At 57.9% G+C, this 13,479-nt stretch carries 9 protein-coding genes and 1 pseudogene; 5 read left to right on the top strand and 5 right to left on the bottom strand.

Going from position 1 to position 13,479, the window contains the following annotated elements:
- Nucleotide 1 precedes the first annotated feature (1 nt).
- A complete protein-coding gene (locus XI02_RS11640) occupies nt 2-724 on the top strand; it encodes an outer membrane protein (RefSeq protein ID WP_016840021.1) in 723 nt (240 codons plus the stop codon).
- A gap of 271 nt (nt 725-995) precedes the next feature.
- Here the strand turns inward: XI02_RS11640 and XI02_RS11635 are convergent, their stop codons facing one another.
- Both XI02_RS11635 and XI02_RS11630 read right to left on the bottom strand, forming a co-directional pair.
- On the bottom strand, nt 996-1,721 hold the full coding sequence (locus XI02_RS11635; protein ID WP_016840022.1) for a LuxR family transcriptional regulator: 726 nt from the start codon (nt 1,719-1,721) through the stop codon (nt 996-998).
- Between the two features lie 577 nt (nt 1,722-2,298).
- Entirely contained in the window at nt 2,299-2,484 is a 186-nt protein-coding gene (locus XI02_RS11630; RefSeq protein ID WP_016840023.1) for a hypothetical protein, read from the bottom strand.
- Between the two features lie 823 nt (nt 2,485-3,307).
- Here XI02_RS11630 and XI02_RS11625 point away from each other — a divergent pair.
- Nucleotides 3,308-4,024: a sulfite exporter TauE/SafE family protein gene (locus XI02_RS11625; RefSeq protein WP_016840024.1), complete on the top strand. Its 717-nt coding sequence runs from the start codon at nt 3,308-3,310 to the stop codon at nt 4,022-4,024.
- 808 nt (nt 4,025-4,832) lie between these two features.
- On the top strand, nt 4,833-6,167 hold the full coding sequence (gene hemN, locus XI02_RS11620; RefSeq protein ID WP_026192370.1) for an oxygen-independent coproporphyrinogen III oxidase: 1,335 nt from the start codon (nt 4,833-4,835) through the stop codon (nt 6,165-6,167).
- 94 nt (nt 6,168-6,261) lie between these two features.
- On the opposite strand, the pseudogene XI02_RS11615 reads toward hemN, so the two are convergent.
- Nucleotides 6,262-7,598 (bottom strand): annotated as a pseudogene (locus XI02_RS11615) (IS5 family transposase).
- Between the two features lie 66 nt (nt 7,599-7,664).
- Between XI02_RS11615 and XI02_RS11610 the strand changes: the two are divergent.
- Nucleotides 7,665-7,853, top strand: coding sequence for a hypothetical protein (locus tag XI02_RS11610; RefSeq protein WP_018270183.1), 189 nt, complete (start codon nt 7,665-7,667; stop codon nt 7,851-7,853).
- Between the two features lie 101 nt (nt 7,854-7,954).
- On the opposite strand, the gene XI02_RS11605 is transcribed toward XI02_RS11610, so the two are convergent.
- The gene (locus XI02_RS11605) at nt 7,955-8,476 is read right to left on the bottom strand and encodes a hypothetical protein (RefSeq protein ID WP_233475513.1); all 522 of its coding nucleotides are present in this window, start codon (nt 8,474-8,476) and stop codon (nt 7,955-7,957) included.
- 1,429 nt (nt 8,477-9,905) lie between these two features.
- On the opposite strand from XI02_RS11605, the gene XI02_RS11600 reads away from it, so the two are divergent.
- Nucleotides 9,906-11,273 (top strand): carbohydrate porin, encoded by a 1,368-nt coding sequence (locus tag XI02_RS11600; RefSeq protein ID WP_018270180.1) that lies wholly within the window; start codon nt 9,906-9,908, stop codon nt 11,271-11,273.
- Nucleotides 11,274-11,436: 163 nt separating this feature from the next.
- Here XI02_RS11600 and nolL read toward each other — a convergent pair whose 3' ends face one another.
- A complete protein-coding gene (gene nolL / locus XI02_RS11595) occupies nt 11,437-12,543 on the bottom strand; it encodes a nodulation factor fucose acetyltransferase NolL (RefSeq protein ID WP_050994061.1) in 1,107 nt (368 codons plus the stop codon).
- Nucleotides 12,544-13,479 lie beyond the last annotated feature (936 nt).

Below are 13,479 nucleotides of genomic sequence, written 5' to 3'. Positions count from 1 at the left end.
AATGAAGAATTTGCTGATTCTGACTGCATGCATCGGCGCACTCGGTGCGGCCGCTCCCGCATTTGGCGCGGACTTCGCCGGGCAGCCCCTCAACGTCAAAGCGCCTCCGCTGCCGGTTGCCCCCCCAGTTACCGACTGGACCGGCTACTATATCGGTATCAATGGGGGCTGGGGATCGAGCCATAATTGCTGGGATTTCAATGGCGTCACTCCCGAGGGCTGCCATAATTCGGCTGGAGCCACCGTCGGTGGTCAGATTGGCTATCGTTGGCAGATCTTCAATACAGTCTATGGCATCGAAGGTCAGGGCAACTGGGCCGATTTCAACGGCTCCAATGTCAGCACCGCCTTCCCGGCAGACGTCATTGGCACCAAGACGGATGCGTTCGGCTTGCTAACCGGTCACATCGGTTACGCGTTCAATGCCGTTCTGTTGTACGCTAAGGGCGGTGCTGCGGTGACCAGCAACACCTATCACATCAATTCAGTGACTACCGGAGCCGGGATTTCCAGGAACGACGATGTGCGTTGGGGTGGTGCGCTGGGCGCAGGGGTCGAAGTCAGCCTCACGCCGAGTTGGTCGGCTGGCGTTGAGTATGACCATTTGTTCATGCAGGGCAGCAGCGTGCTCTTCCCAACATCCGGCGGCGATCGCGTCCACCAGGACGTCGATCTCATCTCGGCACGGCTCAATTACAAGTTCAGCCCGGCGTTTGGCAGATAGTGATATCCACGCCAGCGGCGTCGAATCGAGATCCCCGACCGTCGGTCGGGGTTCTTTCTTCAAGTTCCTTTGACCAACAAGCACCCCCTGCCGGCCTTTTCCAAACACCAGTCGTCCCAGCTGGCTCATAGGCTGGATAAAACGCATCGCCGTGCTCCAACACTCGTTGAGGAGCTCCGATCCGACGCGACGAGGGGTTGCAATCGCTTGCCTCAACGGAAGCGCGAGCAACAATTAACCGTTGGCGCCAGCTCCAATTCGAGTGAGCAATTCAAAAAACATTGAGGCGAATCGCAATAGCGACTGCCTGGATCCGGGTGGTCGCACCCAACTTTCGCATCGCGTTTTTGATATGAAAATTGACGGTATTCAAGCTGATTTCCAAGATCACCCCAATTTCCCATGACGATTTTCCCTCCGCCACCCACCGCATGCAAGTGATCTCCCGCTGCGACAGGGTCACTTTCTTCTCTCCGCCATTATTGCAAGGACGTGCGATCTCGCCATGGGCGGTATGAAAGAGCGAAGCCAATGCGTTGAGATGGCCGATGCGGTCCTGAGGATCAACATCGTCGGATGGAGATGCAAACGACACCACCGATACACGGCCCAGCGGCCCAAACAACGGCACGCTCATACCATGCTTCAAGCCGGCCTCCCTGGCCTCGTCCAGTACGCGTCTCTCGTCTGGCTGAAGTTCATAGTGGTTCGCGAGTTGATCCCACAAAAACGGCCGCAACAGCATCGGCGTCCGCCGAACCACCGGATCGATGGTGTGATACTTGTGTTTGAAGTATCGCTCGCACCAATCTGGTGGCCACTTCACGGCCACGGTTGGGGGTGGATATTCCGCCAGGCGAAGTGGCTCAACGAAGTTGAGGGCGCCATAAGCAACCTCACCGAACCCCTCTTCGGTGGCGCAGTTTACGAGGAGCTCGAACAGCGCTCTGAGCGAATGCGTCTGTTTTGCGCATTCAGTGAAGCTAAAACGATCCATGATCGGCGGCTGAGGACGCCGATCATGGTCGGTGTCGCTGCGTTCGATTGCGCTTGTTTCAGGCGGAGCCAAGTTGGATTCCACGGCCTGAACCTCCCGGGTTTGCTCTACGAGAAGTCTGGAGCGCCCGCATGCTGCCAGACGCCATTTCCGAATTCGGGGCTCTGCCGGCCACTGCGGCGGCGTGATCGTCTTCGTCAAACAACCGAGGCGCCGCTGCTATCCTGTGTCTTAAGCCGAACAACGCGACGCAACCGTAGCGCCGATGCCCATCCAATGTGATCTAACCGGCTCCCCTGTGACGCGCTGGTAATCTAGGAATCGCCGCTGGGCCGGCCACCTTGATTGGTCCGCGCTCTCGATCTCTGACGCACATGCGGAGCGCGCGGATTTGAGGAAATCCGACTGTCCTAACGGTTCAGCCGGCGATACGAACCAAACAGCACGACCGGTTGCGGCGTCAGCATAGGTCAGATTGGCTCGTGCGAAACCCAGGTCCGGTGCGAATGAAGCTTCGCTGCATGTCAAGGTCGAGCACGAGCAGACTATAGGCACTGAGCTTCCCGAACGAGGTGAGCTAGGGTACGCCGACCCGCTGGCGGGCGCCGGCTCCCCACTGCGTGGTGTCACCGTCGATGCTCTGCTTGCCGGCGAAGGTGATAGTGGCGTCATTTTTCCTCCCCCTCTTGCGAATTCGCATCGCCAGCCCTTGGCCGATCCTGGGCCCCTCCGCCGCGTCGAGGACGCGATCGATAAGCAACATGCAGCAGAAACCCCAAGAGGTAACGACCTAGCATTAATGCGTGGTCTCTGAGGGGCGTGCAGGTCCGGCGCGAATAAATCGAAGGGGCGAATAGAAGTGGCGCCAACGATGCAACGAGAGACACGCGATGTCGCGAGAGCTCCTTGACGCAGAGGACACGTTGCATGTGCATCTCCAGAAGGGAGAGGACTTGGGATCGGACCAGCAAGTGTCATACCAGTTTTTGTGTTTGCACAATCATTCGTGGAAGCAAGGGCTTGGCAAACGGGCGGTTCCAGTACATGGCGTATTGAAGCAATCGTGACATCGGAAGGAAACGCGACAGCACCATTTGCGCGAGCCGCGGCACCAATTGATCCAGATCAAAAAAAGAATGCCGTTTTCGCGACGGCAGCCCCTCCAACGCGTCGATATCCCAAGCGCAGCGAACTTCTGGCCTGAAAGCACGGAGGCTGGCCGATCAGAGATCGACGACAAACACGGGTCCGATCACCGGCAACCGACCTTGCATGTGTAACGGCTCGGAATGCCCGTGGACGTCAGGCGAGGTCGGGAGTACTGCCTACCCGACATGCGTTGTCCATCCACCTGCAAGAGTCTTGGGCAGTCCAGTCAACTACCCAACTTGACAATTGATGGAGACGATCGACACATGGCAATCGTCATGCAATTTGGGTTGAGGATCGGTCCGGCAGCGCATTCTGACTAAACTCGGAATTCAAAGCAACAACCCCGCGGGAAAGACAATTGCACCTCGCCTCGGGAGGGCATCCTTGATGCGGTTCGCAACCAAGGCGAAGCGCGTCGCCAAAACCGGTGAAGTATGTTTTCTCTGGTCCTGGCGATCATCTCACTGCTCTATACGACCGTTGGCCAGGCGGGTGGTACTGCATTTCTGGCGCTAATGGCTTTTGCTGCTCTGCCATCGACAGAGATGCGCCCGACGGCGCTTGGTCTCAACATTGTTGTCGCGACTTACGCTACATGGGTCTTCAACCGCAACAAAGTCGTCGACTGGATAATGCTGCGTCCGCTTCTGCTCTCATCGATGCCGGCGGCGTTTGCCGGTGGCCTTATGGTGCTCGGAGAAGACATTTATAAGACGCTGACCGGGGTCGTCATTCTACTGGCAGGAGCCGTGATGATCGTGCGGCGTGGAGGCGCCGCCGATCGCATTTGCGAAAATCCGATCTGGGGAACGGTGGGCATTGGAGCGGCGATTGGCCTGGTTTCCGGCCTGACCGGCGTCGGCGGCGGGGTGTTCCTCGCCCCGACGCTCATCGCCCTGAATTGGGCGTCGCCGAAGCAGAGCGCCGCGCTGTCGCCCCCATTTATTCTGGCTAATTCCACAATCGGCTTCGTTGGAGCTCTTCTCGCTGGTCAATTTCCGTCTTCGTATTTCTGGCTTTACGCAGTCGCCGCGCTGGGGGGTGCCGTCGCAGGCACGATGATCGGCCTGAAATGGATGAGCCAGACAACTGCCAGGTTCATTCTCGTGGCGGTTCTATTCGTTGCCGGTATCCAATTGGTTTGCGCATGATCGCGCAGCTGAAGCGCGACCAATGAAGACCTGAACTGGATAATCTTACGAAGATTGATAACTGTAAAAGCAAGCGCAAAAGCAAGCGACATAAAGCGCTAGGCGGACAGAAACGCATCGTCAGATAGCGATCGCGTGAGAAGTTGGTCGGACTCGGATCCGGGATTAGCAAAACCTGACACTTGGTTGTGAATTGGTGAGCTGCCTGTATTGGCGATGGGACGTCGCCGAGCCAAGGCGCCCCGACGCACTTTGCCGGGGTTGGAAGTGCGCCGGGTCCGCCCCAACATCATCAGTACATCCGTGACGATGCTTGCGGCAATGAGACAAGCAGCGTGGCGGAAATGAGGCCTGTCCATTTTTTTGGGCGTGGCGTCTAAAATGCTTTCTGCGTGGCTCCAAGAGCCTTGAATCTCACGTAGCGTCAGGTTGTATGATCTCGCGCTTGTCGCGCCTCATCTAATGAGCAACTTCTTATCCATGGTATCTCCAACGGACACGTCCTGCTCATGGCATCTATCCGAGAGCTGCCGCCTATAGCGAAGGAAGGTGAGCGATGAGAAGCCGCTCCACCCGGACCTGCGCGGGATGTCGCTTGCCTCGCGGTGATGGGTCGAGATGGTGGATCACATCCACGCTCGCAGCGCAGCCTTCGGCCCTGGATACCTCTCGCCACGTCAGTCCCTAGGCCGTGATATCGAGAACGGAATTCCGATTTCGACTTAGTTCGGACCAGTTGACATAACTCAAAGACACAGGAGGGCGCATCGGCCAGCTTCGCGGCTGTATAAGCATGGGAAGCCAAGCCTTGCAGACCGCACTCCTGAACAAATATTGCGATGCTCGCCTGCCTTGGTACACCATCTACCCAACTGTACCGGATTTCTCCACGACAATCGGCGCCAGGACCTGTCAGACTTGGTTGAACCGGCTGCCGCCCGACGAACCCGTATCGCTCTATATCCACGTTCCGTTCTGCCGGTCGATCTGCTGGTACTGCGGGTTTCCTACAAGCCTCACGCGCAGCGAACGGCCGATTCGCAATTACTTGACGTCGCTGCGGGAAGAGATTCGTTTGGTTGCGGAGCGACTGCCGCGCGCCTTGCCCGTCAACGACGTGCATTTCGGCGGCGGAACGCCAACCAGCATTGCGGCGGTCGATTTCCTAGCTCTGATGGAGCTATTACGCCGCTATTTTGCCTTCAGCACGTCCGCTAGCGTCGCCATCGAGATCGACCCGCGCGCGCTCACGACCGAGATGGCGCAAAGCTTAGGGGCAGCCGGGGTCAGCCGCGCGAGCATTGGTGTGCAAAGCTTCGACACCAAGGTTCAAAGGGCGGTCAACCGCATTCAGAGCGAAACGCAGACGGCTTCTGCTGTCGAAAGTCTTCGCCAGCAGGGAATAAGCCGCATCAACTTTGACCTGCTTTTTGGACTGCCGCACCAGACGGTGCAGTCCTGTGTGAACTCGGCAAGGACGGCCGCGGCCATGCGACCCGACCGGCTTGCGGTCTTCGGTTATGCCCATGTGCCCTCCTATATGAAACGTCAGCGCCAGATCGATGAGACGGCACTGCCGGACAATGTTGCCCGCGTCGAGCAAGCTGCGGCCATGGCGAACACGCTGGTGTCTGCCGGCTACCGCCAAATCGGGCTCGACCATTTCGCCTTGCCGGACGACGAACTCACGCTGGCACAAGAAGCTGGACGGCTACGCCGCAACTCGCTGGGTTATTCGGCAGATACCTGCAAGACCGTGATCGGCCTTGGTCCGTCAGCCATCGGCCGTCTCGGTGACGGGTACGTCCAGAACGCGGCCGAAACCGCTACTTATAGCCGGCATATCAGAGCTGGCCGTCTGGCAACATCGAAGGGCTGCTGTCTCACTGAGGAAGATCGGCTGCGGGCTGCGATTATCGAGCGCCTGATGTGCGATCTGGAGGCCGACGTGCCGGCACTCTGTGCTGCCCATGGAGTTGATCCGATTGGGTTTCTCGATTCAGCCGACCGCTTGGAAATGCTCTCCGAGGACGGCATAGTGGAGATCCAGGACGGCTTCATCCGCGTCAAGCACGAGCACCGTTTTGTCGTGCGCGCTGTCGCTGCGGCATTCGACGCTCATCTCGACCGCACACCCTACTAAGCCACGGATCCGAGCACGGTTTCGATGCATCAACGCTGCTTGCGGACGAATGATCGAAACAAGTCCGCCGTGAAGAACGCCGACGAGCGCTGATTTAAGCGATGTTTTGAGCCGGGACAGTTTCGGCGAAGGCCCGGATGATGGCCCGCAAGAGTTCTGCGAGCCATCGCAGGAGCAGGCCGAAGTTGTAGCCGGCCGCTGCGAGGACGGCGTTGATACGGTCGCCGACGCGGCCTTTGAGATAGTTGCGGTCCATGCGGTGCTCGGCCTTGACGTGACCGATGACGGGCTCGACAGCCGCACGACGCTTCATCTCGCGCCGGATGGAAGCCGTGACGCGGCGAACCTGACCTGAGATCCAGACCCTGAGCCGGTGCGGGTGGTTGTGGCCGCGGTACCCTTTGTCGACATGGATGCGGCGAGCCTCCACGCCGGTGAACTTCTCCATGTCGGCGACCACGGGGCCGAGCGTGTGGCCGTCGAAGGGATTGCCGTGCAGCGCCTTGGCATGGAGCACGAACTGTCCACCCTTCGGGGACGTCACGGGGGTGGCGATACTGACCTTGCAGCCGAACTCGTAAGGCGCGCGGGCTTTGCCCTTGCCGATGCACTCGACCTCCGGCGCATGCAACGCATAGACCTTGGGGCCGCGCTGATGCTGATCCTGGCTGCGCACCCGCTGCGCCAGATCGAGCAGCGGGCCGAAGCGCGCTTCCAGCGCCGCATCGCCATCAATCTTGCGGCGGATATCGCGGATGATCCGGCCAAGCCGCGTCCGCAGGAACCTGAGTTGGCGCCGGGCGCGCTTGAACTGATGCGCGTGGGTATAGCGGCCGACCATGATGGCGGCGCGCTTCGCCAGGCGCAGATAGCTCTGGCGCAGCGGCACACGGTTGCGCTTGGCAAGCCCGACGAGCTTGGTGATGGCCCGATGCATCAGCCGCGCGTCGGTCGGATGCGCAACGGCCTTGGGCTGCACCGTGGTACCGACCACCACCCGCTCCAGATCCTGGGGACCGATGGCGCCAGTCTTGTGTGCCACCGACAGACTTTCCTGGATCAGCGCGACGAGCTGCTCCTCGCCGAGCCGCTGGCGCCAGCGCGTCATCGACGATCGATCGAACGGCAGCCGGTGGCAGAAGCTCAACTCGCCGCAGAAGTATTGATAATAGGGGTTCTCGATCCAGCGGCCGCACAGCACCTCATCCGAGAGATTGTGCATGTGCTTCAGGATGAACAGGCCGGCGACAAGCCGCGTCGGCAGGCCAGGCTGCCCTGGGCCGGTTTGGCACACCGAACCAAAGCGGTCATCCAGAAACTTCCAGTCGATCAGCGCCGGGCCAACCGCACCAGCGGGTGGCCCATGTCGATGATTTGATCGAGCGCCGGAAGCAACAGGTCTTTTTGGCGATCATCTCGCGGTTTGCTCATCGCCGTCCCCAATGCCGATGACCAGCCGTCAGGGAATCACGAATCGCTCGAAAGCAAAATCCAAAAATGCAAGAAACCGCGGCCCAACACCCCGCTTTCCTGCAAATCGAATACTTTATCGAGACAACTTCTGCCTATCTCTCAGGCCGATCTGCATTCTTCACGGACGACAAACAAGCGGCCGGAATGCTGTCGGCTGCCTTGATTCGGATCACCTCGGCGAGCGTGACCTTGGTGACGACGTTGCGTTCGTAGGCTTCGGCTATCTATCGCAACAAGCCACTTTGCGAAACGTACGGCTGACCTCAGTGAGTGCGGCTAAAGGCCTCGGCCACGCCTGTAACAGCCTTAACATATCAAGGCCTGCCCCTCTTCTGTCCTGTGATCACTGGCGCACCTCCGACGGAAACGGGGCCTTGTGGGTTGGACCGCTCTACGCGCTTCTCGGCGCGCTTCTTGGTCGGGCTCGAAGCAGCTTGTGGGGGCGACGAAGAAATGGCGGAGGGAGCAGAAGTGACAGCTGCTGGATTCTGCAAGGAATCAATCCGCGAAGCCAGCACCGTGATCTGATCTAAGATCCCCTTGAGGTCCTTCCGCTGCGCATCGATGTACCGGTTAAGCTCTGCGATATCCTCGCTCACCTTCTCCTGCGCCCAACGTATCTCGGTTAGGGATATTCTGTCCTGCGCCGACAGGCCCACCGCCGCATCTGCGTGCCCGGCTGCCGACGTCTCGACAAACCCCGCGAGGCTGCCGCCAAAATGGGCTGCTGCCGCACACAAGCCGACGAGGACGAGAAACACCAAACCGCAGCGAATTCGCCCTGACGAGCCGTATAAGAGCGGCCGCAAGTCTGAGGCGGCCGCCTGGTCAACCATCTCCATCGTTCCTTGCCCGACTTCCCCGTTTCGATAGACTTCTTGGTTGACGCGAGAGCTCGCGATGCTCACGCATCCCAGCGAGCCGCGGCCGCCCCAAAAACATTCTTCAACTCGCCGACCATTTGCTCCCTTGGCTCCAATGAAGCGGCCCGTCTTGACCAAGGCAAAGCGAACACCCTACGGGGAACTCCTGCATTATAGGGCTGGCGGTAGCACTAGTTCTCATCTTCCTCGGCCATGGTGCAGCATTTTCGCATCATTCAGGATAACGTTGCAGATTCTGCACCCTGCCGACGCCTGATGCGAGCCGGCCGCTATTTCCTTCAAAGTCGGACTCTCGGTTTCCGTGCTGCCGAGGCTGGCAACTTCGCGGCCAGGCGCTACGAAAAAGGCGCCACAGCTGGCGCTCGAGCCACCATGCCATTGGAGCGGCAAGTGTTGAGCATGGCCAACTACCAATCCTGGCAGGTTGATCGAGACGACGGACGCATGGCAAGCGTGGCCCACGAACGTTACGGGATCATAGCTAGGCACTCGAAATGCACCGCAGATTTGTCCGTGCCAATGCAGCGGACGGAATTAGCAACTTCTCGCCCACAGCCCTTAAAGCAGCTCGAAACCTGCTTCCCCCGCTGTTCTGGGCCACCATCGTGGACGTTGTGACGCGATCGCTGCGCGAACAAATTCCAAGGCTCTGTGGAAATCGCGGTCGTCGACGATCGCTTCGTCCTTGGCGGACCACGATACCAGGACAGCTTCACGAAGCCACGGCTCCGCTTTGGCAGGCATTGCATCCCCGTGGCTGCCACTTCGTCGAGAAAGGCACTTCGAGCAAGATGCTCGGCACGGCCGCAATCCTCTACCTCATAGTGGAGCAAGGTCGAGGTTCGAAATGTCTTGGCGGCTTGGACAGCTGCGGCTCCGCGCGCTCGCGGCCAACGGTTCTCGCTCAGCCAGCAAGCGTTGCTCACTCTCGGCAAATCCGGCCTGACGCACACGCAAGGTGCAGACCAGATCATGCTCGCGCTTACGGGTGACCAAGTCGCCAGGTCTAGTGAATCTCGCTGGGATAGACGTCCTGCCCATGAGGCGTCGTCCTCTTGTCCCCAGACGCCACGGCTCGGGAGGTCCGTTCTGGACTAGAGAGGCCGACTTTCAATCCATTCATGGCTCGCAAAACAAGGATGCGAAGTAGACTGTGCGTGATTGCTTTGTTGCGGCGACGACGCCTCGGACATCTTCGGCTATCGCAGCATTTGCCTGCAGTTTGCGATCAAGCGAGCCGCAACGGCGACTTGCCGTTGCGCTTTCGCTCGCGGCTTGTTTGGTCGGCGCCCCCGTTTCGGCACAAACTGCCGACGAGCCTGTCCCCAGGAGCAACGCTGCGGACCAAGCCACCAAGAGAAGAACGTTAACGCCCCCGGATATGGCTACAAAGCTCCGGATCGGCGTGGTCAATCAGCCGATTCGACTTCATGCCTCGGCGTCGGCGTCAGCCCCCAACCTACCTCTCATAAAGCCCGGCAGCGCCGGTCGGGTTGCTCAGACGCAAACGCGAAAGACGATCGCCCCCTTCGCACGCTTTGATGCTTTCCGAGAAAAAGGGATTTGGCTCAACATACCCGGCCCTGCTGATACAATTGATCAGGACAAGCATGGCGTTAGATCCGTACTGGCAGACGTCGGCATTGGCTATATCGGCTGGACGCACAACACCTTTGCAAACAACCAGCTGCCGAATGCGACCAGAAGCAGCATCGCCAACCAACTCTATATGGGGCAGAATCCGACGTTTGCTACGACGAACTTCGTGATCGTCACTTATGATCTCAGCCGGTTTGGTATTCCCGATGGACAGATTGTCGTTGGAGCCGAGCAGCAATACTGGACATGGAAACGACCGGGACCGGATCGAGTAGGATTGAATACATTCGCCTACTATCAAACGTTCTTCGACAGAAAATTCGAACTCAAGCTTGGCTATCTCAGAAATGCGAATGAGTTCACCGGCACATTATTCGGAGGAATTTCAGGATCAAACATGTTTGCCCTTTTCCAAGCAGGGATGAGCACCAACGCCGCGCCAACGCCCGCCGCCAACCTGAAGTACAATTTTGATGATCACTTGTACAACAAAGTTTCCGTGCAGCGGTCAATCAGTCCAGATGGTCCCTATGCGCAGATAACCGAAAATCCTTCGGGTTTAAACTGGAGCACAGCCAATGCCGGCATTCTGTTCATTGATGAACTTGGCTACAAGAGCAAGGCCGCTCCTGGCGTTCCCGACACGTGGCTGCGGGCCGGCATTGCTTTGAACAGCAGCCGCTACAGGAATTTGGCAGATCCGGATCAACAAAGGGAGAGCGGGAATAACTTTCATTACATAGCTGCTGACAGGCAGCTCTGGCAGAGTGACGTTGAGGGGACGCCATCTCGCGGCATCTATGGCGGATTCTCCATCATGGGAGCTTCACCTGACCTAAACAGGATCGGCCAGTATTACGAGCTTCGTCTTTATGCAAAGGGACTGTTTGACAGCCGGCCCAGTGATTTGATTGCTCTGGTTGCCAACAACACGACCTGGAGCAGGTTTGCAGTGGATGCTGCCTTGGCCAAAGGGCAGCTTGCGCATCACGATACCACAGCCATCACGGGGACCTATACCGCGCATCTCGCTCCGGGGATATATGCAAGCCTCGGACTGTCCTACATTCACAACCCGATAAGCGTCATCCACACGCCTCAAACAGAGCACGCCCTCAATCTGTTGGTGTCTACGCTGATATTTTTCTAGATCAGTGAGGATGCCACCAATTCTGCTACCAAACTCTCGGTTCGAAACAATTGCGCGCAAAGTTCTGCCAGCGCGCCGGCGAGACGCTGTGAGAGGAGACGAACCAGGGGGCCTGCTATCTCATGATCTAAGAGCCTCCTGGCCGGATTTCGGCTACAGCTACTTATCCGCAGGCTGCCCCGCTCGACATAGGGCGCGGGGGTGAAGTTCCAAGAATGAGCTGAGACAGATAGGGAATGTCATGCACGGTTCGGCGCACCATTAGCGCGACGAGGACAATCGCAGCCCCTAGAATTCCCGCCACAGCCAACTTGGATGTGAGATCCAACGGCTCTGCGTACGGTATCGAATCCATGAGACGAAATGCCATGCCCTGAATCAGGTACAGCACCAGCGTGCTCTGTCCTATTTCCACGGCGATAAAGCGGACCACTCGATTGGAGCGGCCAACTCTCCAGCATTGCCGGAAGAGCTCACTCATGATCGCTGAGGCCGCTGCTGAGCCAAAAAGCATCAGAAGCACGTCTTTTGCCGACTGCATATCTTTGACCAGGGCGAGATTGTTGTAGACGTAGGAGTCTTTGCGCCAGGCCAGAAAGCACACCAGTGCGGCTATTGAGGCAGACATGATCAAGAGCGGCTTGTAAGCGCCCGTTATGCTCGTCCACCAGTCTCTTGACTGCGCAAATGAGAATCCCAAGCAGAAGAACGGGTAAGTGTACTTTATGAGAGGAAATATGGAGAATGTCAGAGGTGCAAGTGCGACCTGGATGACCGATAAGAATAGGATCCAGGGCGACCAACGATTGAAGATCGAAAGAATTTTGACGAAAAGAAAACAAACGAGCGCGGCCCAGATGAACCAGTATGTGCCGGCGACATCGTTTAGAAGCTGTAAAATGTTGCCTGATGCGTCAGGGGCGCGGGGAAGCACGGCTAACTTTGCTGTCTCCAGGAGAGCGCACCAAAACAGCATGGACACCAAGAGCTGCATCGCCCGATCACCGACGGCTTGCATCAACGACTTTCGCAACAGCGCTCGGCAAGAAAGATATCCGCTTATCGCCATGAAGAGAGGCATGTCGAACATGTAGATCCATTTGAAGAATGGCGAATCCCAGAATCCTTCATCTCGGTAGAGGAGATATTGGATCAAGTGACCGACGATCACCAAAATGATGAGCACTGCTTTGTCGAAATCCAAAGCTAGATCGCGATCGTTTTCCTCTGGCGTACCAGGCAAAGTCGACCCAGTTACATTTCGCATCATCTCGACATCCCTTAATCCAACGAGCTGGAGATCCGTCTGACGTTGGGTAGCTGCCGCGACCAAGTACTGGCCGGAAGCTGCATCATCAGGTCGTCGGTGCCGCGCGGCAATCAGGATGGAAGTGCTTCCCAGCCAGATTGTCGCGCTATACGTCGGTCCATCATGCGCATCAATTTGGAGTTCCGAGCCGACATCAAAGACATCCCTGCCGGATGTCACAGGGCCACTCTCCGGAACGCTGCTTTGAAGCTAGCCGTTCAGGTCAGCTGGAATATCGGGTGCTGGTGAACCAGGCGTGCGAAGGTCGGCCGTGGCCTGGCGGCGCCCGAGAAGACACCACATCATGACGACTGTTCTTAAAGCCAAGTTTCATGAGATGCCGCGTTATACCGGAGCACGGGATGCCTGGTCCAAGAAAGAGATAGGCTGAGCAGCCGAACATCGGGATCCGGCGGCCAACCACTTAGTATGAAAAGCAACTGCTGCAGCTTTTGCTCCATGGAAATCGATCCGACCGATGATCGTGGAGGCAATTGCCATCGCAACTCTACGCTCCGATAGCTGGCTGCGCGCCAATGTTCAATTATATGGATGTGGGCGATCGTTATAAAGAAAGCGGGAACGAGCTATACGACGGTTTACCGATTTAAAGTGGTGCTACCTCACTTCGATCGGCTGCCAGACCGAGCAGTCACCTTGCTGGGTGTCCCGTCCGGAAAAAGTGTTTGCAACGCACTACGAGAATTTTGAACAGCGGCAATACCCAACTCGAGCATGAAGGCCTAAATATATGTAGGTTGCGCAGCAGGGCCTCCTTCCGAAAGTATTCGACCTTGCCATCACGATTAGCCAGCGTCAGCAAACCGACGTTTGTTGGCGAGCGTTCCTACATCCACCAGACGCTCGCGTCGTCCGCACTCCGGGCTGTGGGCGGTC

This window comes from Bradyrhizobium sp. CCBAU 21365, assembly GCF_015291305.1.
Lineage (GTDB): Bacteria > Pseudomonadota > Alphaproteobacteria > Rhizobiales > Xanthobacteraceae > Bradyrhizobium > Bradyrhizobium elkanii.
Note: the sequence above shows the minus strand (reverse complement) of the source record. Positions and strands in the feature narration are given on the sequence as shown.